This is a genomic window from Streptomyces prunicolor NBRC 13075 (genome assembly GCF_000367365.1).
Taxonomy (GTDB): domain Bacteria; phylum Actinomycetota; class Actinomycetes; order Streptomycetales; family Streptomycetaceae; genus Streptomyces; species Streptomyces prunicolor.
Window position 1 is genome coordinate 232,274 of record NZ_BARF01000034.1, and the last position, 22,335, is coordinate 254,608.

Sequence of the window (22,335 nt, forward strand, 5' to 3'; positions counted from 1 at the left end):
ATAGGGGCCGTTGGTGAAGACCTCGGGTCACGACGGATCGTGAGCTGTGACCCGCTGCTGCCTGCCGAGTCTCCGGCGAGATGAGTGCGCCCGCGATGGACCAGGCCGACGATGACGGTCAAGTCACCGCCTCCAGGGACTTGTTGGGTCCTTGTCGTCCTGCATGAACCCGTTCTGCCCCCTGCCCGGGCGGAGCCACCACTTCCACGAGGAGACCTGAAGGAGCGTTGATGAGGGCGCGACGGCCACGGGTGCCGTCGCATCGGTGGTGCGTGGAGCCGCCGTCGGTCGACCCGACCCGACGTGAGACCGATTGTCCCGGCCGATCTCCTGACCCTCACCATCGCCGTGGGAGGTCGACGAGCCGGCGGACACGCCCGTCTGATCATGCCGCTCCAGATCCGGCTGTCGACGCCCCCGAGATGGTCCACGGGCAGCGCCCGGGGCGAGCCGTGCCTCGCCCCGGGCGCCCGCCAACCCCCTTGCCCTGGGCGTGGCCCCCACCTAGCCTGATTTTGTGCCGCAAATAAACAAACCCCGAACGCACAACGCCGTGCCGGGCACCCCCACCGACCTCACCCGGCTCCGGATCACCCTCACCGCGTTCTTCGCCCTCGACGGCTTCATCTTCGCCTGCTGGGTCGTCCGCATCCCCGCCATCAAGCACCAGACCGGCGCCTCCGCCAGCACCCTCGGACTCGCCCTCCTCGGCGTCTCCGCCGGCGCCGTCATCACCATGATGCTCACCGGCCGCCTCTGCCACCGCTACGGCAACCACCAAGTCACCGTCGTCTGCGCCGTGTTGCTGTCCCTCAGCATCTCCCTCCCCCCACTCACCCACTCACCCCTCACCCTCGGCCTCGTCCTGCTGATCTTCGGCGCGGCCTACGGCGGGATCAACGTCGCGTTCAACAGCGCGGCGGTCGACCTGGTCAGGGCCATGCGGCGGCCCATCATGCCCAGCTTCCACGCCGCGTTCAGCCTCGGCGGCATGGTCGGCGCCGGGCTGGGCGGACTGGTCGCCGGGTTCCTGACCCCGACCCAGCACCTGTTCGGCCTCACCGTGATCGGCCTGCTCGTCACCGCCGTGGTCGGCCGCGAACTGCTGCGTCTCCAGCCGCCGGCACCACCCCAGGACTCACCGAACGAGGTGACACCGCCCCGCCGTCTCACCCCCCGCACCCGCGGCCTCGTCTTCACCTTCGGCCTGATCGCCCTGTGCACGGCCTTCGGCGAAGGCGCCTTGGCCGACTGGAGCGCTCTGCACCTGGAGCAGGACCTAGACGCCACCGCCGGCGCCGCCGCGATCGGCTACTCCTGCTTCGCGCTCGCCATGACCGCCGGCCGGCTCACCGGCACCCGGCTGCTCGAACGTCTGGGCCGCACCCGCACCCTCGTCTCCGGCGGCACGGTCGCCGCCCTCGGCATGCTGCTCGGTGCTCTCGCACCCACCCTGTGGGCGGCCGTCCTCGGCTTCGTGATCACCGGGCTCGGCCTCGCCAACCTCTTCCCCGTCGCCGTCGAGCGCGCCGGCAGCCTCGCCGGCCCGGACGGCGTCGCGATCGCCTCCACCCTCGGCTACGGCGGCATGCTCCTGGGCCCGCCCGCCATCGGCTTCATGGCGGACTGGTACTCCCTCCCCGCCGCCCTCACCAGCGTGGCCGCCCTGGCCGCCGTAGCGGCCGTCATCGGATTCCTCACCCGGCACGCGGCAGAGAACTGACGCACGGCTGAGGGCCGACGCGCTGACGCACCGATGCTTGGCGCAGGGCTGATTCCACGTCACCAGCCGCAGCGAACAAGCCAACGAGCGGTCCGAGAAACGCAGTTGATGCCGACGTGGCGCATGAGTCGAGCCACGGGGGAATAACGTGGGTGTCCACGGCCGATCTTCGACGGTTCCGTGGTTCTCACCGCCGTACGCACAGGAGCTTCCATGACCGAAGCGGCAGACAACTCCGAGCAGGATCCGCTCGCCAGGTTCGACACCACCGTGCCGCAGTCGGCGCGGATCTGGAACTACTGGCTGGGAGGCAAGGACAACTACGAAGTGGACCGTGTCGCCGGTGACGCGTTCCGCGAGATCTTCCCCGGGATAGAGACCGGAGCCAGGGCCGCCCGGTACTTCCTCGCCCGCGCCGTCCGGCATCTGGCCGCCGAGGAGGGCATCCGGCAGTTCCTGGACATCGGCACCGGACTGCCCAGCGTGGACAACACCCATGAGATAGCCCAGCGGGTGGTCCCCGAGTGCCGCATCGTCTACGTCGACAACGACCCGCTGGTGCTGGCCCACGCCCGCGCGCTGCTCACCAGCTCCCCGGAAGGCGTCACCAACTACGTCGACGCCGACCTGCGCGACCCGGCCACCATCGTGCGGGAGGCCGGCAAGACGCTCGACTTCGACAAGCCCGTCGCCCTCATGCTGATGGGCATCCTGGGCCACATCGAGGACTACGACGAGGCGCGCTCGATCGTACGGCGCCTGGTGGAGGCCCTGCCCTCCGGCAGCTACCTCGTGCACTACGACAGCACCGACACCAGCGAGGCCTACGTCGACGCCATCCGCCAGTACAACGAGGGCGGTTCGATCCCGTACATCCTGCGCAGCCCCGAGCAGATCGCGGGCTTCTTCGAGGGGCTGGAGCTGATCGAACCGGGCGTCGCGTCCTGCTCCCGCTGGCGTCCCGACGACAGCGCCTGGGGCCTCCCCGCGGAGGTGCACCAGTACGGCGGTGTCGCCCTCAAGCGCTAGCGCCTGTCCGGCAGTTCACGTTTCCTGAAGGATGCGATGCAGGATCGTCGGAGTCTCCTCCGGCGATTCCGCCTCCACCACCAGGCGGTTCATGACGTCCCAGTAGCACTCGATCTCGGTCGGCCGGTCGGGGTAGAGGGCGGTGACCCGCTGTTCGAGGTAGACCATGTCGGGCAGCCGGCCGCCGGGCAGCCGCAGGATGGTCACCGGTCCGGCCTCCCCCGCGTGCCCGCCCGCGAGGAACGGCATCACCTGGACGGTGACCTGCGGCAGCCGGCAGATCTCGATGAGATGCCTCAACTGGCCCCGCATCGTGCTGATTCCACCCACCGGTCGACGCAGCGCCGCCTCGTCGATCACGGCCCAGAGCTGTGCCGCCGGCCGCCGGCGCAGAATCCGCTGCCGGGTCATCCGCAGCTTGACCCGCCGGTCGAGTTCCGCGCCACCGGCGCCCGCGTGGGCGAGCCTGAGGGAGGCGCGCGCGTAGTCGGGGGTCTGCAGCAGGTGGGGAACGCGCTGGACCTCGAAACAGCGGACGAGACTCGCCGCCTGTTCGGCCCCGAGGTAGGCCCGCGCCCAGGTGGGCACCACATCATTGAAGTGCTGCCACCAGGCAGGGGAGTTGGCCTCCTCGGCCAGGGCCAGCAGGGTGGCGCGCCCGGCCTCGTCCGTGACGCCGTAGAGCGTGAGCAGGTCGGCCACGTCACGCGGCTTGAAGCGGTGGCGGCCGGCCTCCAGTCGGCTGATCTTGGACCGGGAGGCGCGGATGGCGTCGCCCGCGGCCGACCGGGAGATGCGCCGCTCGTCGCGCAGTGCGCGCAACCGCGCGCCCAGCACCAGCCGTGGCACCACGGGTCCGGCCGACAGCCCGTCCAGCGGCGTGGTTAAGACCTCGTCGAAACCCATGTCGGAACCCATGCGCAACTCCCTGCGGTGAACGACCCTTGCACGCCCGCTACTTGCCCCATCGCGAACGCTGAAGCCAGTCATCCTAGAGGGCCGAGGGGCGCACGATCTTCACGTTGCGGGAATGATCTATACCTTTACGGCCAGGCCGACACGCAGGCATTTCCTATACGATTTCACTCACAGCCGGGCCACACGAGAGGCACGGACAGGAGCCCTGAGAGTCACAAACTCCCTACCCAGCACACCTGTTCGTGCCGCAAGTCTTGACGGGCGCAGGTTCCTCCCCCCACGATCGCCGCATCGATTTCCTATCTGATTCCTATCTGAATCCGCAGGGGTGGGTCATGCGCTTCCCAACCAGATCTGTCCTGCCCGGAGTTGTCGCCGTCGCGCTGCTGGCGACGGGGACAGCGGCCTGTACCTACAAGAACTCCGATGCGCAGTCCGGCAGTCAGGCCGCGCCGGCCGCTCGGACCGGCGCCGGCGCCGACCTCGTGGACGGCTCCAAGACCAAGGTCGCCCTCGTGCCCGGCGGCGCCCACCCGTACTTTCAGCCCTGGAAGACAGCGGGCGCCGCAGCGAAGAAGACGTACGGCCTCGGAGCCGTCGCCTTCGACGAGACGGCGGAGTGGGACCAGCAGAAGCAGAACAACCTGCTGTCCACGCTCGCGGCCCGCGGCTACAACGCGTTCGGGGTGTTCGGCGTCTCCCCCACCGACATCAACTCGACCTTCGCGGACCTCAAGTCCCAGGGTTTCCCGGTGGCTTCACTGGGGTCCTGCCCGGCGGGTGACAAGGACGACGCCGACTTCTGTCTCTCCACCGACGTCCAACTCGCCGCCTACAAAGCCGCGAAGGCGGCGATCGCGGCCATGGGCGGCAAGGGCACCCTGGTCCACCTCACCGGCAACAACGTCGACGCCAATACCCAGTTGAGGATCAAGGGCGTCACCCAGGCCGTGAAGGAGTCGGGCGGCAAGGTCAAGCTCCTGCAGACCATCACCGACATCGACACGGACCTGCAGACCGCGCAGAAGGCGGTGTCCGACCTGATGGCCGCAAAGGGCAGTCAGATCACGGGCATTGTCGCCACCGCCTACAACCCGGCCGTCGCCGCGGCCGACGTCGTCAAGTCGTCCGGGTCCAAGGCGAAGGTCATCGCGATCGACGACGACGCCAAGATCCTCAGCGGCATCAAGCAGGGCACGGTCACCGCCACCGTGGTCCAGAACCCGGTCGGCCAGGCCGAGATCGGGACCTGGGCGCTGGCGCTGCTCCAGACGAAGCAGTGCACGGTGCGCTCTCCCGGCGTGGAGGTGGACTCGGGTTCGTTCGTCGTCACCAAGGCGAATGTCGCCGGGTACGACAAGGCGCGGCAGACGAAGACCGCCGAACTGAAGAAGCAGTTCGCCGACAAGATCCTCACCTGCGGCTGACGACCGACCACCGCTGACGGCCAAGCACCGCTGATGGCCAACTCCCCCGACAGAAACCGGAATTGCTGAATGAGCAGCAGCATCATCACGGCCGCGACCGCGCGGCTGGTCGACATCGCCGTCGAGCAGGACCGTACCGACGCGGTGCAGTCGTTCGTCAAACAGGAGACGGTCCTGGTCGGCCTGGAGACGGCCGACGGCCTCGCGGGCACCGGCTACTCCTACACGATCGGCACCGGCGGCAGCTCCGTACTCGCCCTGCTGCGCGACCACTTGCTGCCCGCGCTCGTCGGGCAGGACGCCCGCAACGTCGAGGGGCTCTGGCAACGGCTGTTCGCGCTGACCCGTTCCACCACCACCGGTGCCATCACCTCACTCGCCCTCGCCGCCGTCGACACCGCCCTGTGGGACGTGCGCTGCAAGCGGGCGGGCGAACCCCTGTGGCGGCTGGCCGGCGGTCACCGTCAGGAGGTGCCGGTCTACGACACCGAGGGCGGCTGGCTCCATCTGAGCGCCGAGGAACTGGTCAAAAGCGCCTTGCGCGCCCAGGAGTTGGGGTGGGCGGGCGTCAAGATCAAGGTGGGCCGGCCGCATCCCGCCGAGGACGCGGAACGCCTGCGCGCGGTACGCGAGGCAGTCGGACCTTCCCTGCACATCATGACCGACGCCAACCAGTCCCAGACGGCGTCCTCCGTTCTCCGGCTCGCGGCGGCGCTGGAGCCGTACGACCCGTACTGGCTGGAGGAGCCGCTGCCCGCGGACGACATCAGCGGGCACGCGCGGCTCGCGGCGGCGACCCGCATCCCCGTCGCCGTCGGCGAGTCCATGTACTCGCTCATGCAGTTCCGCTCCTACCTGGAGGCCGGTGCCGCGTCCGTCGTGCAGGTCGACGCCGCGCGGATCGGTGGCATCACGCCGTGGCTGAAGGTCGCGCATCTGGCGGAGAGTCACAACGTCTCGGTCTGCCCGCACTTCCTGATGGAGCTGCACGTGAGCCTCGCCGCCGCCGTGCCGAACGGCCAATACGTCGAGTACATACCGCAGTTGAGGGCGGTGACCCGCACCGAACTGACCATCCGCGACGGGCAGGCCGTGGCCCCGGACTCGCCGGGCATCGGCATCGACTGGGACCCGGACGCGCTGGACGACCGGAGGGTGGCATGACGACCTCGATCAGTCCGCCGGACACCGTCCCGGAGGAGAAGGCGGCCACGCACCGCATGCCGTTCTGGGTCAACCAGCGACTCGGTCTCCTGGTCCTCGTCATCGCGCTCAGCGTCCTGTTCGGCGTGCTCCGACCGGCCTTCCTGGACCAGCAGTTGGTGCTCTTCCCGCTCCTGCGCGACATCGCCACACTCACCGTGGTCGCACTCGCGCAGATGGTCGTCCTGTCCGTGGGCCACATGAACCTCGCGGTCGGCCGCATGGCCGCCTTCGGCGCCATGTTCGCGGGCCTCGGCTACGACCGTCTCGGCGTCCCCATGCAGGTCGGGCTGCTGATGTGCCTGGCCGCCGGGGCGGCGATCGGCGCGGTCACCGGCTGGCTCATCGCCCGTACCGGAGTGAGCTCCTTCGTCGTCACCCTGGCCATGGACTTCGCCCTCCTGGGCCTGGTCTCCCTCATGTACTCGTCCCTCACCGACGACGCCGCCTTCACCACCCACCCCGCCGGCATCGACGCCCTGCGCTCCTACTCCCTCGCCGACATCTGCGCGGGCCCCATCTGCGGATCCCCCGCTGTCCCGCAGATAGCCCAGTTCACCGTCCTCGCGATGCTCGCCCTCGGTTTCCTCTACGGCTGTACGCGCATCGGCCGTGAACTGCTGCTCACCGGCGCCAATCCGGCCGCCGCCGAGCTGTCCGGCATTCCCACCGGACGCCGGGTCCTGCTCGCGCACACGCTGTCGGGGCTGCTCGCGGCGCTCGCCGGGTTCATGGCGGCGGCCGGCACGGGTACGTTCCGCGCCTCCATCGGCGACGACTTCATGCTGCCGTCCTTCCTGGGCGCGGTACTTGGCGGCACCCTGCTCACCGGCGGAGTGGTCTCCGTGCTGGGCACGCTGCTCGGCACCGCGCTGGTCGGTGTGATCCGCAAGGGCCTCGACCTGCTCGGCGTAGGTCTGGAGAGCCTGAACATCTATCTCGGCTGTGTCCTCCTGCTGGCCCTGTCGGCCGACCGGATCCGCACCGTGGTGTCCTATCGCAAGGTGGTGCGTTCGACATGAACCGCTTGAACGTGACGCTGGGTCAAGGGAGTTGGGGCGGCTCGGCGCTGCGCCGGTTCTCCCGTTCCACGGCGGCGATGCTGCTGTGCGTGGTCGTGGTGGGGTACGTGGCGCTGGGCATCGCTTCGTCGGGCTCATTCTTCGAGGGCCCCTCGGTGCGGGTCTTCCTCCAGTACCTGGCCACTCCCATTCTCATCGGGCTGGCCCAGATGGTGGCGCTGTGCGTCGGTCAACTCAACCTCGCCGTAGGCGCGTTGGGCGGCTTCACGGCATGCCTGATGGGCGTCCTCATGGCCGACCACGGTGTGCCCGCCGGAGTCGCCGTGATCGTGGGCCTGTTGACGGCGACGGCCATCGGGCTTGCGACCGGTGTCGCCATCGTGGGCACCCAGATCAACGGGTTCATCGTCACCCTCGCGACGATGACGATCCTCCTGGGCGCGCAGTACCGGCTCACCGGCACCCGCACCGTCGACGGCTACTCGCGCACCCTGCGCGACTTCGGCACGGCGGCGCCCCTGAACATCCCCCTGGTCTTCGTCACCGCGCTCGTCGCGGCGGCGCTGCTGGCCGCGTTCATGTACCGCACGGTCGCGGGCCGGCGGCTCCTCGCCGCGGGCGGCAACCCCCTCGCGGCCCGGCTCTCCGGCATCTCCACCGACCGGCAGATCGTCGCCGCCCACACCCTGTCCGGGCTGCTGATCGGCGTGGCCGCCGTGACCGCCACGGCCTCGCTGCCCGGCGTCAACCGCAGCGTCGGCGGCGACTGGCTGCTGCCGAGCTTCGCCGCGCCGATCATCGGGGGCGTGGCCCTCACCGGCGGTTCAATCGCCGTGCTGGGCACGGTACTTGCGGCTTTCGTGACCAGGCTGATCGACGCTGCCCGCGCCCAGTTCTCGCTGGACCCGAGCTGGGTGAACCTCCTCATCGGTCTGGTCGTGCTCGGTACGGTCGCCGGTGGCCGGCTGCACCAGACGCGCCTGGAGAAGTCCGCGACGACCGACGGCGCCGTCCTGCCGCAGACCGGAGGTGCCCAGTGAGCGGCACGGTTCTTCTCGAATGCGAGGACCTGGTCAAGGTCTTCCCCGGTGTCCGGGCGCTGGACGGCGTGGGGCTACGGCTCACTGCCGGAAGCGTGCACGCGCTCCTCGGTGAGAACGGCGCCGGCAAGTCGACCCTCATCAAGGTCCTCACCGGCGTGCACTCCCCCGACGGCGGCAGGCTCACCTGGAACGGCCAACAGGTCCATCTGCGCTCGCCGTTGGAGGCGACCCGCACCGGTATCGGTGTCGTCCACCAGGAACGCAATCTGATCCCGGGCTTCTCGGTGGCGGAGAACATCACCCTGCAGAACCCGCCCTCCCACCGTGGCCTGGTCGACCGCGAGGCGATGACCGCACCGGCCGTCGCCTGTCTCGCGGAACTCGGCGTCGACCTCGACCCGCAGCGGCCGGTGCGTGAACTGTCCGTGGCTCAACAGCAGTTGGTGGAGATAGCCAAGGCCCTCTACACCGAGAGCCGGGTCCTCCTGCTCGACGAACCGACCGCGTCCCTCTCCCCGCAGGAGACCGAGCGCCTCTTCGAGGTGATCCGGCGACTGGCCGCCCGAGGCGCCTGTGTCGTCTTCGTCAGCCACAAGCTGGAGGAGGTCTTCGAGGTCTGCGACACCGTCACCGTGCTGCGCGACGGCAAGTCGGTCCTGGAGTCCTCGCCCCTGGCCGACCACACCCACGACGACATCGTGGGCCTCATGGTGGGCCGCGCCCACGCGGCGACGGAGATGCGCCCGCGCACGGTCGACCACACCGCCACCCCAACTCTCGTACTGGACAAGGTCTCCACGGCCGGCGGACACCGTGACATCAGCCTGGAGGTCCGGCCCGGCGAGATCGTCGGCCTGTACGGACTGGTCGGCGCCGGGCGCAGCGAACTGGTCAAGGCGGTGCTCGGCCTGGACCGCATCACCGGCGGCGAGGTCCGCGTCCACGGCAGCCCGGTCCGCATCACCTCACCCCGCCAGGCCCTGCACGAGTTCGGCATCGGGTACGTCACCGAGAACCGCAAGGAGGAGGGCGTCTTCCTCGAGCAGCCCATCATCCGCAACATCACGGTGACGGTGTGGAAGCGGCTCGCCAAGGCCCTCGGGTTCGTCTCGGCGCGCGAGGAACGGGACGTCGCGCAGGACCTCGTCGACCGGCTCGGCATCCGGGTCACGGGGCTCGGGCAGAACGCGGGTGAGCTCTCGGGCGGGAACCAGCAGAAGGTCAGCCTCGCCAAGTGGCTTGCCGCGGACACCAAGTTGCTGGTCATCGACGAGCCGACGGTCGGCGTGGACGTCCGCACCAAGCGCGCCTTCCACGAGCTCATCTGGGACCTGGCCCGCGACGGCCTGCCCATCCTCCTCATCAGCAGCGACCTCGCCGAGATGGTCACCCTCGCCGACCGCATCGTCGTCATGACGGACCACCGCATCCGCGGCGAACTCGACAACGACCGCGACTACGACCGCATGAGCGGCCGGGTGATCCGCCTGATCCACGACCGCGACGCGGTGCGCTCGTGAGGCGCGTGGCCCAGGTCATCGCCGTACACCCGGAAAGGCTGGACGAATACCGGGAGTTGCACCGCGGGGTGCCGGAGCCGGTCCTGAACCGGCTCCGGCACTGCCACATCGCCAACTACTCGATCCATCTGCTGGGCGACCGCCTGTTCAGCTATTTCGAGTACCACGGCGACGATCTCGCGGCGGACCTGGCCCTGATGACCGAGGACGAGGCCACCCAGCGGTGGTGGAAACTCACCGCCCCCTGCCAGGTGCCCGTGCCGGAGGCGGCGCCCGGCGAATGGTGGGCCACGGCGGAACAGGTGTTCCTGATGGAGTGAGCGGGGCAGGACCCCAACTCCGGCTTCTGCGGCGGCCGTTCAGGAAACAGGCCCCTCGCCGTCCTCGATCTGCCGTTCCAGGCTGCGCGTCAGGTGCTCCGTCATGGCCTCGGCCGCCCGTTCCGGGTTGCGGCGCAGGACGGCCCGTACGAGCCGCTCGTGCTCGGCGACGGTGGGCCCCCACGCGCCAACCACCTTGCTGAGCCGGAAGATGTGCAGATGCGCGTGGAGCCGTTCCACCGCGTCCGCCAGCAGCGGTCGGTGCGCGGCCTGTCCGATCGCCTCGTGGAAGCGCTGGTCGAGGGCGGCGAAGTCGCGGTACGACGCGTACCGTTCGTTCGGGCTCGGGTGGGCCTGCATCTCCTCGACGATCCGCTCAAGTCCGTCGAGTTGCGCTTCGGTCGCGTTGACGGAGGCCAGCGCGGCTGCCTTCGGCTCCAACAGCAGCCGCATTTCGAAGAGTTCGCCGAGACCCTGACTGGTGAGCAGCTGCGTGGCCCGGTATCCGGAGAGCGCCCGCTTCACCACCAGACCGTCGGACTCCAGTCGAGCGAGCGCTTCCCGTACGGGAGTTGGCGAGACCTTGAGGGTGCGGGCGAGCGCTTCGATGCCGACGCGGGCGCCGGGGGCGATCTCGTGGTCCATGACCATCGCCTTGATGCGCTCGTACACGCTGTCCGACAGCGCCTGCCGGACGGGCGGCGCACTCCGCTCGTCACCCTCGCCCTCGTCCGGAACCCCGGCCGCGGAAGGACTGTGCGGCGGCATCCCGACTCCCTCTCAAGGCACTTGGCGTTCCCGACAGTTTACCCAGGTAGACGGGTTGAGAGAGGGGTGCCCGCAGAACATCGCCGACTGGTTCGGCCCATCACCCCGCCTCCGCCGCGACCGTCGCCGCTCCCCCGCTCTTCTCGGTCAGGTCGAGGCTGCTGCGCAGGCTGACCGGCTTCAGCAGGATCACGGCGATCACGGCGAGGACGGCCGCCCCGGCCGAGAGGAGGAAGATCTGGGCGGTAGCGTCGCCGTACGCGACACGGATGATCTCCTGTACGGCGGCGGGCTGCGCGGAGACGTCAGAGGCGGAGCCCGTGGTGCGCAGTCCCGCCGAGACGAGTCCGTGTGCGATCTGGTCCTGGATGTGCCGGGCCAGTACGGCGCCGAGGACGGAGACGCCGATCGTGCCGCCGAGGGAGCGGAAGAACGACACCGTGGAGCTGGCCGCGCCGATGTCCTTCAGTGGCACGGTGTTCTGCACGACGAGCACCAGGTTCTGCAACGTCATGCCGACGCCCATCCCGACGCACAGCATCGCCATGCCCAGCAGGAGCATGGGCGTCTTCGAGTCGATGGTGCCGAGTACGGCGAACCCGACCGTGAGCAGGACGGCGCCGGTGATGATGAACGGCTTGATCTTCCCGGTCCGGCTGATCAGCCGCCCCGCGACCGTGGAAGCGACGAGGATGCCGGCCATCATCGGAATCGTCAGCAGGCCCGCCTCGGTCGGACTGTGCCCACGGCTGAGCTGGAAGTACTGAGCTTTTTCCAACCTCACGCTGATGCGTGGTGAAGGACGAGGACGGCCTTCACCACGCATCAGCGTGAGGTTGGAAACCGCTCCCTACGTTGTTCTGCGGGACGCGGTGAGCCCTTCGTATGGTTGACCCGCCCAGGGGTGCCGGGTGTGGTTGAAAAAGCTCTGCCGCTTGTGGCTCTCAGTGATTGGCCGCCGGGTACCCCACGACGACTCGGCTGCCAATTAGGAATCGCGAATGATCGCTCCGTAGGGAATCGACAGCGAGGTCGTCCGTTGGGAGGCATCAGCACCACACCGCACGGAGGCACCGCATGGCCACGACCTGGGCCGGCATCGACGCAGGCAAGACCCACCACCACTGCGTCGCGATCGACGAGAGCGGCCACCGGCTGCTGTCCCGACGCGTCGCCAACGACGAACCCGAACTGCTCGAACTCCTCACCGACGTACTGGCCTTGGGCGACGAAGTGGTCTGGGGCATCGACATGGCAGACGGCGGAGCCGCCCTGACCATCACGATCCTCCTCAACCACGACCAGCCGGTGCACTACATCTCCGGCCGGGCCATCCACCGCGCCTCAGAGAGCTACCGCGGCGAAGGAAAAACCGATGCCAAGGACGCTGCGGTCATCGCCGATCAGGTCCGCATCCGACGGGACCTGCACCCGTTGCGCACTGGCGACGAGACAGTCACCGACCTCAAGATTCTCACCGGCCGTCGCATCGATCTGGTCACCGACCGCACCCGAACCGTCAACCGGCTCCGGTCTCGACTCACCGGCTTCTTCCCCGGCCTGGAGCGGCCAGTACGGCGTGGGGGCAGCGCGGGGCGCGGGTCAACAGCGTCAGCCCCGGCGTCATCTCCACGGCCATGGGCCAGGCCGAACTCGCCGGTCCGGACGGCGAGTTCATGCGCCAACTGATCGGCATGTCCGGGACCGGGCGAGTCGGCACCCCCGGCGACATCGCCGGCGCCACGGCCTTCCTGCTGGGACCGGAGGCGACCTTCATCACCGGTACCGACCTGACCGTCGACGGCGGCGTCGTCGCCGCGGCCCGCACGCTCGCACCCTGAACCGAACGAGGAACTGGGCATGATGACGGCCACGGCTACGGCCACGAGGGAACGGGGCGCGGCGGCCCCGGCGCGGCTGAGCCGCAAGAAGACCAACGCCGTGTTCGGCGCGGTGCTGCTCGGCATGCTGATGGCCGCGCTGGACCAGACGATCGTGGGCACGGCGCTGCCGACCATCGTGGGCGACCTCGGCGGCGCGGGCCACCTGTCCTGGGTGGTCACGTCCTATCTGCTCGCCGAGACCGTCATGACCGTGGTCGTCGGCAAGTTCGGCGACCTGTTCGGCCGCAAGCCGATGTTCCAGCTGTCCGTGGTCGTCTTCGGCGCCGGCTCGTTCTTCTGCGGGTTCGCCGACAGCATGACCGCGCTCGTTCTGTGGCGCGCGGTGCAAGGGCTCGGCGCCGGCGGGCTGATGGTCACCTCGACCGCGCTGATCGCCGACATCGTGCCGCTGCGCGAACGGGGCAAGTACCAGGGCATCCTCGGCTCCGTCTTCGGCGTGGTGACCGTCGCCGGCCCGATGCTCGGCGGCCTGTTCGTCGACCACCTGTCCTGGCGCTGGTCGTTCTACGTCAACATCCCGCTGGTCGTCGTCGTGCTCGCCGTGGCCGCGTCCGCGATGCCGAGCGCCCACGCCGCGCTCAAGCCCGTGGTCGACTACCTGGGCATCCTGCTGATCGGCCTCGCCTCAACGGGCCTGATCCTGGTGACCAGTTGGGGCGGGACGCAGTACGCCTGGGGCTCGCCGACGATCATCGGGATGGCCGTCGGGTCGGTCGTGCTCCTCGGGCTGTTCGTGCTGGTGGAGCTGCGCGCGAAGGAACCGATGCTGCCGATGCGGCTGTTCCGCAACCCGGTCTTCACCATCGGCGGGCTGCTGAGCTTCGTCGTCGGCTTCGCCATGCTCGGCGCGCTGTCCTATCTGCCGACCTATATGCAGTACGTGCGGGGTGCGACGGCGACGTCCTCGGGCATCCGGCTGCTGCCGATGGTGCTCACCCCGCTGATCGCGTCGATCGTGTCCGGCAGCCTCGTCGGCAGGACCGGGCGCTACAAGATCTTCCCGGTCCTCGGCGCCGTGCTCATCACCCTCGGGCTGTTCCTGCTCTCCCGCCTCGACGCCGACACCGGCTTCTGGGAGGCGTCGCTCTACATGGCCGTGCTGGGCCTCGGCATCGGGCTCGGCATGCAGGTGCTCGTCATCGCCGTGCAGTCCACGGTGGGCTACTCCGACCTGGGGGTGGCGACCTCGGGGGTGAGCTTCTTCCGGTCGATCGGCAGCGCCTTCGGAGCCGCGATCTTCGGGACCGTCTACACCGGCCGGCTGTCGACCAACCTGGGGCACGCGCTGGCCGCGCATCCGCTGCCTGCGGGGACCGACCCCCGGGCCGCGGAGGTTCCGGCGCTGCTGCACAGGCTTCCGGCCTCGGTGTCCCGGGGTGTGATCGACGCCTACAGCGATTCGCTGCAGACGGTGTTCCTCGCCGCCGCGCCCGTGGGCCTGGTCGCGCTGGTGCTCGCGTTGTTCCTCAAGGAGGTCCCGCTGCGCGACACGTCGAAGGCGGGCGCGGCGGACATCGGTGACGGCTTCGGCAGGCCCGAGGCGCGTGATCAGGACCGTGAGCTGGAACGCGCCGTCGCGAAGCTCTTCTTCCGTGAACGCAAGAAGGCCGCGCCCGGCATCGTCGCGAGATCCGGGACGGAACTGGATCCCGGCGGCCTGTGGTGCCTGGTCCAGGTGTACCTCCAGGAACGGCGCGATGAGCCACCGACCCTGACGGCGATCGGCGAACGGTTCTCCGTACCGGCCCAGGTGCTCGAACCGGCGTTCACGCACCTGGAGCGAACCGGACACCTGCGGCACGCGAGCGGCCAGTGGACGCTCACCGCCGGCGGCCGGACGGAGTTCGAGAAGCTCGCCACGGCGTGGAAGGACTGGCTGGCCGAACGGCTCGACGACTGGGGCAGCGGCCCCGAGCTGGACGCCGCGATCGGCCGGGTGGCCGGACGCCTGCTCGACCAGGGCGTCGACGACCCGACACGCGCACAGCACGCGCTGACCTGACGACACCCACCACGTCTCCACCCTGAGCCGGGCGGAGCACAGTCCCAAGTCCCAAGCCCCCTGCGGTCGGTCGCGCAGTCGACCGACCGGAGACCCGCAACCCCGACACAGGAGATCGACATGCCCATCAACCGCACCGCGATGATCGACTACATCGATGCCCGTATCGCGAAGACCGACGACCCGAAACACCTCGCACTGCTCAACATGCTGCGCGCGCACATGATGGGCGAGGTCAACGAGGACGTGGACGCGCTCCTCGCGACGATCTCCCCGGTGCGTCAGCAGTACCGCAGCTGGGGTTCCCCGGAGGACATGCAGCCGGCTTCGCGAGAAGCGATCCGGGCGTTCTACCTCGAGCGACAGGCCCTGGGCCAGCTGTACTTCCAGTTCGACATCGACCGGCTCACGGTCGCCGACGACATCATCGTCACCGACGGGGTGATGACCTCGCTCTTCCCCGGCACGACGGTGGTGGGAATGGGCCTGCGGACCCCGCGGCCCGAGGCCGTCCACGAGGTGACGATCCGGACGATCATCTCCTGGCCGTTCGACGAGGCCGGTCTGATCGTCGGCGAGGAGAGCTACTCCGTGGTCACCGGCGCGCGCCCGCTGGCCGACGAGGAGATCCCCGCGGACTATCCCGCCGGACTGGTGGGCTGACATGCGCGCCCTGGATCCCGCGGACATGCTCGGTGTCGCCGCGGCACGGCACGGCGACCGCATCGCGCTCGTCTGCCGGGGCCGGACCCTGACCTACGCCGCGCTCGACGCCACCGCGGGCCAGGTCGCGGCCGGTCTGACCGGGCAGGGCATCCGGCCCGGCGAGCGGGTGACCCTGTTCTCGGAGAACCGTTGGGAGTGGGTCGCCGCTCACCACGGCATCCTGCGGGCCGGCTGCGTGGTCAACCCGGTCAACGCGATGCTCACCGCACCCGAGTTGGCGGCCATCGTCGAGGACTGCGGCTCGGCGGCGCTCCTCGCCTCGGGACCCTGCACCGAGCGGATCGGCTCCACACTGCCGGACGCCGTCCGGCTCCGGGTGACCTTCGACGACTCCCCGGCAGCGGTCGTACGGTTCGCCGATCTGCTCGGCGACGGCCCGGCAGGCTGGGACTCCGCTTCCGCCCGGCCCCGGGACCTGTGCGGCATCTCCTACACCTCGGGCACGACCGGCCGTCCGAAGGGCGCCATGCAGGCCCGCGAGGCGCTCCTGCTGAACTGGGCCTACACCGCCGCGATGCACGGCCGGTCCGCCGCGGACGTCGTACTGACCGCACTGCCCCTGCCGCACGTCTACGGCAACTGCGCGGTCAACTCCGCTCTGCTGGCCGGAGCGACGGTCGTCCTTGAGCCGCGCTTCGACGCCACGCGCATGCTGGGACTGGTGGCCGAGCACGGCGTCACCATGATCGAGGGCGTGCCGGCCATGTACGCGATGCTGCTGGACGCCCTCGCCACGACGGTCGCCGACTTCACGACGCTGACCCGCTGCACGGTCGGCGGCCAGACCATCTCCGACGCGGTCGTGGACGCATGGGAGAAGGCGACCGGCGCACCCCTGCTGGAGCTGTGGGGAATGACGGAACTCTCCGGCCTGGCGACGACGCACGCCGCGTACGCTCCGCCGGCCAGGGGCTCCATCGGGGTGGCCTTCCCCGGGACGGAGGTCCGGGTGGCCTCCCTCGACCAGGTCACCGCGGACGCGCCCGAGGGCGAGGACGGCGAGCTGATGGTCCGCGGTCCGCTGGTCACCCTCGGGTACCACGGCAACGAGACGGCGACCCGCGAGACCATCGAACCGGACGGCTGGCTGCACACCGGCGACATCGCGCACCGGCACGGCGCGCACTTCTACATCGTCGACCGGCTCAAGGACATGATCCTCACCGGCGGGTACAACATCTATCCGGCCGAGATCGAACGGGTCCTCGCCGGGCATCCGGACGTCGCCCTGGTCGGAGTGGGCCGGGTGTCCGACCCCAGACTCGGCGAGGTCGCACACGCCTACGTCGTGCCGGCGCAGGGCCGGACTCCGGATCCGGAGTCCGGCCTCGCGTTCGCCCGCACCCAGCTGGCCCCGTACAAGATCCCGAAGGCGGTCCATGTCGTAGCGGCCCTGCCCACCACGTCGAGCGGCAAGATCAGACGCCGTGACCTCGCACCGCCGGCCGGCACACCGGGGACCCCGATGGCGTGACCACGCGACCCCCGTCGAACCCGGGAGCGGACAGGGCGTTCCGGCCTGCCCGGGTACCCTTCCGGGGTGACGCAGCGCCCGGTGCCGGACGAACGGCGGCCCCCCAACCAGGGGCCGAAGGCTGCCGCCCGCAACCGTGCCGCTCTGGTCGCCGCCGCCCGGGAGGTCTACGCGGAACACGGCCTGGACGCCCCGTTGTTCGCGATCGCGCGTCGGGCCGGGGTGGGGCAGGGAGTTCTGTACCGGCACTTTCCCGACCGGGCCGCCCTGTCCGCCGCGGTGCTGGAGGAGAACGTGTGCCAGGTGGAAGAGGCGGCCGCCGCGGACGGCGCCCGTCTCGCCGGTGTGCTGGGAGTACTGACCTGGCACATGGCGGAATCGGCGGCCTTCATCGGCCTCATGCACGCCGACGGGACAAGCAACGGCTCCGAGACCCGCCCGTACGCGTTGGCGCTGTCGGAGCGGGTCGAGCGGGCGCTGCGCGGGCACCTGCCGGCCGGTCATCGGCTGGAGACGGCGGACGACCTGATGCTCGCGGTCGCCATGGTCTCCGGTGCCGCCACCGGCCCCGGCCACGAGGAACGGGAACGCCGTGTGCTGGCGGCCTGGCGGCTGCTCGGTGTCGAGGTGGGACCGGTGCGGCCCTACGAGGGGTGAGCGCGGCGGGGTGGCATCAGCCGCCGTTGGACTGCCGGACGCCCGCCGCCAACGCGTCGAACGTGTAGAGGTAGCCTCCGGCGGGCCCGCTGACGGTCATGTAGGCCTTGGTGCCGCCGGGCGTGATCGCCACGTTCGTGGCCGAGTCGACTCCCGTGGCGCCGCGGGGCACCTCGACCGTCGCCAGGCGCTCACCGTACTTGTCGTACACGACCATCGCGGGTCGGCCGTACAGCGCCTGGTAGAGGTTGCCGTCCGCGTCCACCGCGATCGAGTCGGTCTGGGCGACACCGCCGTCGACGTGGATGGCGGTGTGCCGGGCGGTCACCTCTCCGGTCGCGTCGAGGCGAAGGTAGGAGATCCGGTTCTCCGTGAGCTCGCTGATCCACAGTCCGCGGTAGTCCACGTCGAACGAGATCCCGTTCGTGTCGGCCAGGCCGTCGGCCAGCACGCCGGTCTTCTTGCCGTCGCGGTCGATCCGGATCACGCGGCCTTTCGCCGCACCGCCGGACGAGTCGCCCCCCGAGTCGCTGACGTACAGGTTGCCCTCCTTGTCGAAGGCGATGTCGTCGGGGTTCATCCGCGCGCCGTCGACCTCTCCGGCAAAGAAGGTCCGCTGATCACCACCGTCCGCGGCCAGGCTCACGATCTCGCCGTGGGCGTAGTCGGTCAGATAGAGCCGTCCGTCGTACGGGCTGAACTGCGCCGAGGTGTAGGCCCCCCGGTCGTCGGTGTGGACCGAGCGCGAGGTCTTCCTCCCGACGTCGACCCGGATCACCTTCGGCTCGCCCTCGGGCGCGGTGACGTCGACGACGAGGAGGGTGCCGTCGGCGTCGAAGGTCGGGCCCTCCAGCAGGGTCGTCCCGGTCTCCGCGTGGGTCTTGGTCAGCTGCATGAGCTGCTGGGCGCGGATGGTCCTGCCCGCTCCGACGGAGCCGGCCGTGTCACCGGGGTCGCCCGTGGCCGTACCGCATCCGGTGAGGGCCAGCGTGCCGAACACGGCGAGTAAGGCAAGGGGGTGGATCGGGATTCGTCGCATGGGGCGTGCTCCAGCCATCCAACCGGACACTGTTGTCCGGTTCTTGTTACGGTAGCCGACAGCCGCTCACATCAGCACGGGTGGCCCGCAAGTCAGCCGACCGACAGGATCGGGGTCCCCCACATGACACCCCCTCAAGTACCGTCCCCCGCTGAGCTCGCCGCGCTGAGGCAGCGCTACCGCCTCGAACGAGAACGGCGCGTACGGCCCGACGGCGCCCGCCAATACCGTTCCACCGACGCCGAGTTCGGCTACTACGCCGCGGATCCCTACGTGGACGAGGTGACCGAGCGCGAGCCGCTCCGCGACACCGTCGACGTCGCCGTGATCGGTGGCGGTTTCGGTGGCATCCTCGCCGGGGCGCGGATGCGGCAGCAGGGCCTGGAGCGCGTCCGGATCGTCGAGAAGGGGGGCGACTTCGGCGGCACCTGGTACTGGAACCGGTACCCGGGCATCCACTGCGACATCGAGTCCCATGTGTATCTGCCGATGCTCGACGAGACCGGATACGTGCCGGAGTGGAAGTACGCTCCCGGCGAGGAGATCCGCCGCCATGCCGTGCGGATCGCGCGGAAGTTCCGCCTCTACTCGGACGCCCTGTTCTCCACCTCGGTCACCTCGCTGACCTGGGACGAGGAAAGCGGGACGTGGATCGTGGCCACCGATCGGGGCGACGCGTTCCGGGCCACCTATGTGGTCACCGCCACCGGCACGCTGTCGGAACCGAAGCTCCCCGGGATACCGGGTATCGAGGACTTCGAGGGCCACACCTTCCACACCTCGCGGTGGGACTACGCCTACACCGGCGGCGGCCCGGACGGCGGCATGACCGGCCTCTCCCGGAAACGGGTGGGCATCGTCGGCACCGGCGCCACGGGCGTCCAGGTCATCCCGATGCTGGCCGAGGACGCCGGACACGTCTACGTCTTCCAGCGCACCCCCTCCACCGTGGACGTGCGCGCCAACTGCCGTACCACCGCTGGAGATGTCGGTGCCGACCACGACGGCTGGGCACGCGAGCGACGCGAGAACCATCTCCGCATCGTCTCCGGCGAGATGGCCGAACAGGATCTCGTGGCGGACCGCTGGACCATGTCGGCGGGCCTCCTGGAGAAACTCCTGACGAGCTTCCGCCGTCAAGGCGACCGACAGGAATTCGAAGCCGCCTACGAGGCCGCCGACGCCGCCAAGATGAACGAACTCCGCGCCCGTGTCGAGCGGACCGTCATCGACCCGGACACGGCGGAGCAGCTCAAACCCTGGTACCGGTACGCCTGCAAGCGCCCTACCTTCTCCGACCGGTACTACCCGGCGTTCAACCGGCCCGACGTGACCCTGGTCGACACCGCGGACACCCACGGCATCGAGCGCGTCACCCCACAGGGCGTCGTGGTCGGCGACACCACGTACGAGCTCGACTGCCTGATCTTCGCCACGGGATTCTCCGTCGGAACCTCCGGCATCCACTCCGGCACACTCCCCGTCCACGGCCGGGGCGGCGCTCAACTCCTGCGTGTATGGGCGCAACAGGGTCCGCGCACGCTGCACGGCTTCACCAGCAACGGCTTCCCGAACCTGATCCGGCTGGGCACCCTGCACAACGCCGTCGGCGTCAATTTCACGCACATCCTGGACGAGCAGGCCGTTCACGCCGCCGCCCTCGTCGCCGCCGCCGAGGCGAAGGGCGCCCTCATCGAACCGTCCCGCGCGGCCGAGGACGCCTGGCTCGCCACCCTGGCCGAGGACGCCCCCGACCACGAGTGGTTCCACGCGGAGTGCACCCCCGGCTACTACAACCGCGAAGGACGCGGCCGGCCGAACGACTCACCCGCCTATCCCCACAGCCCGGTCGCCTTCCACGAACTCCTGAAGCACTGGCGGGAGAACTCGATGGACGAGATCCTCTCCGCATCGTCCGGCCCCGGCATCGAGCTATGAACCGCTCCCGGTGACAGGAGGCCTCGGAAATCCGCCGACCGCCTGCTCATAGGCGTGCGCGACGCGGAGCACCGTTGCGTCGTCGAAGCGCCTGCCGGTGATCATCAGGCCCGCCGGCAGGCCGTCGACCAGGCCGGTCGGCACGCTGCACGACGGGTGGCCGGTCACGTCGAAGGGCGCGGTGTTGCCGACCATCGACAACGCGGTGTGCAGGTAGTCGGCCAGGGAGGTGTCGGCGGGCGGGATCTCCTTGGCCGTGTACGGGACGGTGGGCATGACCAGCACGTCGTACCGGGCCAGTGCCTCGTCGTAGGCCGCGCGGACCTCGGGCAGGAGGCGGCGGGCCATGCCGTAGTACTTCCCGCCCCCGGCCTCGAAGGTGTAACGGCCGGACAGGCCGACGAGTTTGACGGTCTTGGAGAGGGTGGCGCCCCGGTCGACGCGCCCCTGCGCGTAGTGGGCGATCAGCTCCGGGTCGTAGAAGTCCTCGGCGTTCATGCCGTAGGCGTTGCCGTCGAGCATCTGATACGCGGCGCCCTCGGTCGCGATCACGTTCCACACGTGGAGGGCGTCCAGGTGCCAGGGGATCGACACCTTCTCGACGGTGAGTCCGGCCGAGGCCAGCACGTCGATCGCGGCGTGGACGGCCTCGTCGACGCCCGGGTCCGACACCGGCGTGCCGAAGCCCTCCGTGACGACACCGACGCGCAGGCCCGAGGCGGGCTCGGCGAGGGCGGCCAGATAGTCCACCGGTTCGATCGCGTCGGGCTGGCGCGGGTCGAAGCCGTCCACGCCGGCCAACACGCCCAGCATCGCGGCCGCGTCGGCGACGGTACGGGTCATCGGGCCCACGTGGTCGATGGTCCGCTCGATGGGGAAGGCGCCGGTGTAGGGCACCAGGCCATGGGTTGGCTTGTGTCCCACGATGCCGCAGAACGCGGCCGGCATCCGGATCGAGCCGCCCTGGTCCCCGCCTAGGGCGAGGTCGACCTCACCGGTCGCCACGAGCGCGGCACTGCCGCTGGACGAACCGCCCGTGTTCCGGCTCTCGTCCCACGGGTTGCGCACCGGCGCCGGGTGCGAGGTGAAACTGGCGCCCGAGAAACACAGGTCCTCGCACACCGACTTGCCCGCGATCGTCGCACCGGCGGCGAGCAACCGCCGTACGACGACGGCGTCTTGGCGCGGGACGAAGCCCTCGACGGTCCGCGAACCGTTCATCATCGGCACGCCCGCGACCGCGATGTTGTCCTTCACCGCGACCGTACGGCCGGCCAGTTGGCCTTCGGCGGACTCGGTGACCGAGGTCTTCACGTACCAGGCGCCCAGCCGGTTCTCGTCCGGAGCAGGCGAGGTCCAGGGGCGGTCCGGGGCGGTGGGAGCCGTGCGTTCGTAGAGCCGCTCGACCGCTTCCGAGGCGGCGAGGGAGCCTGCCACCGCGGGCGCGAACTCCGCCAACTCCTCGGCGGACAGGCCGAAGTGGAAGTGCTTGTCGATCTCTGCGAGGCGGGCGGCATCGGGTGCGGGGAGTGAGGACAAGGGACGACTCCTTTTCGGCTGGGCACCCATCAACCTAGAACATTGCGCCAATAGGTCAATACTTATTGACGTAACTTCGCGGT

Annotated in this window: 18 protein-coding genes and 2 pseudogenes; 15 read left to right on the forward strand and 5 right to left on the reverse strand. The window is 69.8% G+C overall.

Annotation, left to right across the window (positions count from 1 at the left end; genetic code table 11):
- Positions 1 to 553 precede the first annotated feature (553 nt).
- Both SPR02S_RS16850 and SPR02S_RS16855 read left to right on the forward strand, forming a co-directional pair.
- Entirely contained in the window at positions 554 to 1,723 is a 1,170-nt protein-coding gene (locus tag SPR02S_RS16850) for an MFS transporter (RefSeq protein ID WP_019058155.1), read from the forward strand.
- Between the two features lie 213 nt (positions 1,724 to 1,936).
- Positions 1,937 to 2,752 carry an SAM-dependent methyltransferase gene (locus SPR02S_RS16855; protein WP_019058156.1) on the forward strand — a complete coding sequence of 272 codons (816 nt, stop codon included), beginning with the start codon at positions 1,937 to 1,939 and terminating at the stop codon, positions 2,750 to 2,752.
- Between the two features lie 15 nt (positions 2,753 to 2,767).
- Here SPR02S_RS16855 and SPR02S_RS16860 read toward each other — a convergent pair whose 3' ends face one another.
- Positions 2,768 to 3,670: a helix-turn-helix domain-containing protein gene (locus SPR02S_RS16860; protein WP_019058157.1), complete on the reverse strand. Its 903-nt coding sequence runs from the start codon at positions 3,668 to 3,670 to the stop codon at positions 2,768 to 2,770.
- Positions 3,671 to 4,005: 335 nt separating this feature from the next.
- On the opposite strand from SPR02S_RS16860, the gene SPR02S_RS16865 reads away from it, so the two are divergent.
- The 6 genes from SPR02S_RS16865 to SPR02S_RS16890 all read left to right on the forward strand — a co-directional run bounded on the left by SPR02S_RS16865 (position 4,006) and on the right by SPR02S_RS16890 (position 10,205).
- On the forward strand, positions 4,006 to 5,097 hold the full coding sequence (locus SPR02S_RS16865) for a sugar ABC transporter substrate-binding protein (RefSeq protein WP_019058158.1): 1,092 nt from the start codon (positions 4,006 to 4,008) through the stop codon (positions 5,095 to 5,097).
- 69 nt (positions 5,098 to 5,166) lie between these two features.
- A complete protein-coding gene (locus tag SPR02S_RS16870) occupies positions 5,167 to 6,261 on the forward strand; it encodes a mandelate racemase/muconate lactonizing enzyme family protein (protein WP_019058159.1) in 1,095 nt (364 codons plus the stop codon).
- Positions 6,258 to 7,322: an ABC transporter permease gene (locus tag SPR02S_RS16875; protein ID WP_019058160.1), complete on the forward strand. Its 1,065-nt coding sequence runs from the start codon at positions 6,258 to 6,260 to the stop codon at positions 7,320 to 7,322. The genes SPR02S_RS16870 and SPR02S_RS16875 overlap by 4 nt, the downstream gene beginning before the upstream one ends.
- On the forward strand, positions 7,319 to 8,362 hold the full coding sequence (locus SPR02S_RS16880) for an ABC transporter permease (protein WP_019058161.1): 1,044 nt from the start codon (positions 7,319 to 7,321) through the stop codon (positions 8,360 to 8,362). Before SPR02S_RS16875 ends, SPR02S_RS16880 begins: the two co-directional genes overlap by 4 nt.
- Entirely contained in the window at positions 8,359 to 9,885 is a 1,527-nt protein-coding gene (locus SPR02S_RS16885) for a sugar ABC transporter ATP-binding protein (RefSeq protein ID WP_019058162.1), read from the forward strand. The genes SPR02S_RS16880 and SPR02S_RS16885 overlap by 4 nt, the downstream gene beginning before the upstream one ends.
- A complete protein-coding gene (locus SPR02S_RS16890) occupies positions 9,882 to 10,205 on the forward strand; it encodes an L-rhamnose mutarotase (RefSeq protein WP_026150621.1) in 324 nt (107 codons plus the stop codon). Before SPR02S_RS16885 ends, SPR02S_RS16890 begins: the two co-directional genes overlap by 4 nt.
- 39 nt (positions 10,206 to 10,244) lie before the next feature.
- Here SPR02S_RS16890 and SPR02S_RS16895 read toward each other — a convergent pair whose 3' ends face one another.
- Both SPR02S_RS16895 and SPR02S_RS55835 read right to left on the reverse strand, forming a co-directional pair.
- A complete protein-coding gene (locus SPR02S_RS16895) occupies positions 10,245 to 10,973 on the reverse strand; it encodes a GntR family transcriptional regulator (protein ID WP_019058164.1) in 729 nt (242 codons plus the stop codon).
- Between the two features lie 100 nt (positions 10,974 to 11,073).
- Positions 11,074 to 11,751, reverse strand: coding sequence for an MFS transporter (locus SPR02S_RS55835; RefSeq protein WP_373283322.1), 678 nt, complete (start codon positions 11,749 to 11,751; stop codon positions 11,074 to 11,076).
- 299 nt (positions 11,752 to 12,050) lie between these two features.
- On the opposite strand from SPR02S_RS55835, the pseudogene SPR02S_RS55840 reads away from it, so the two are divergent.
- From SPR02S_RS55840 to SPR02S_RS16930, 6 genes and pseudogenes are all read left to right on the forward strand, one after another.
- Positions 12,051 to 12,542 (forward strand): annotated as a pseudogene (locus tag SPR02S_RS55840) (IS110 family transposase); the annotation flags it as partial.
- Positions 12,530 to 12,814: pseudogene (locus SPR02S_RS60225) on the forward strand (SDR family oxidoreductase); the annotation flags it as partial. The pseudogenes SPR02S_RS55840 and SPR02S_RS60225, both read left to right, overlap by 13 nt.
- Before the next feature lie 19 nt (positions 12,815 to 12,833).
- Entirely contained in the window at positions 12,834 to 14,879 is a 2,046-nt protein-coding gene (locus SPR02S_RS16915) for an MDR family MFS transporter (RefSeq protein ID WP_019058168.1), read from the forward strand.
- Positions 14,880 to 14,999: 120 nt separating this feature from the next.
- Positions 15,000 to 15,542, forward strand: a complete 543-nt coding sequence (locus tag SPR02S_RS16920; protein WP_019058169.1) for a hypothetical protein — start codon at positions 15,000 to 15,002, stop codon at positions 15,540 to 15,542.
- Position 15,543: 1 nt separating this feature from the next.
- Positions 15,544 to 17,079 carry a class I adenylate-forming enzyme family protein gene (locus tag SPR02S_RS16925; protein WP_019058170.1) on the forward strand — a complete coding sequence of 512 codons (1,536 nt, stop codon included), beginning with the start codon at positions 15,544 to 15,546 and terminating at the stop codon, positions 17,077 to 17,079.
- Between the two features lie 66 nt (positions 17,080 to 17,145).
- Positions 17,146 to 17,736: a TetR/AcrR family transcriptional regulator gene (locus SPR02S_RS16930; protein WP_019058171.1), complete on the forward strand. Its 591-nt coding sequence runs from the start codon at positions 17,146 to 17,148 to the stop codon at positions 17,734 to 17,736.
- A gap of 16 nt (positions 17,737 to 17,752) precedes the next feature.
- On the opposite strand, the gene SPR02S_RS16935 is transcribed toward SPR02S_RS16930, so the two are convergent.
- The gene (locus SPR02S_RS16935; protein ID WP_026150623.1) at positions 17,753 to 18,775 is read right to left on the reverse strand and encodes an SMP-30/gluconolactonase/LRE family protein; all 1,023 of its coding nucleotides are present in this window, start codon (positions 18,773 to 18,775) and stop codon (positions 17,753 to 17,755) included.
- A 123-nt stretch (positions 18,776 to 18,898) separates the two neighbouring features.
- Between SPR02S_RS16935 and SPR02S_RS16940 the strand changes: the two genes are divergently transcribed.
- Entirely contained in the window at positions 18,899 to 20,713 is a 1,815-nt protein-coding gene (locus SPR02S_RS16940) for a flavin-containing monooxygenase (protein WP_019058173.1), read from the forward strand.
- On the opposite strand, the gene SPR02S_RS16945 is transcribed toward SPR02S_RS16940, so the two are convergent.
- The gene (locus tag SPR02S_RS16945) at positions 20,708 to 22,252 is read right to left on the reverse strand and encodes an amidase (RefSeq protein WP_019058174.1); all 1,545 of its coding nucleotides are present in this window, start codon (positions 22,250 to 22,252) and stop codon (positions 20,708 to 20,710) included. The two genes, SPR02S_RS16940 and SPR02S_RS16945, sit on opposite strands and share 6 nt — an antisense overlap.
- Between the last annotated feature and the right edge of the window lie 83 nt (positions 22,253 to 22,335).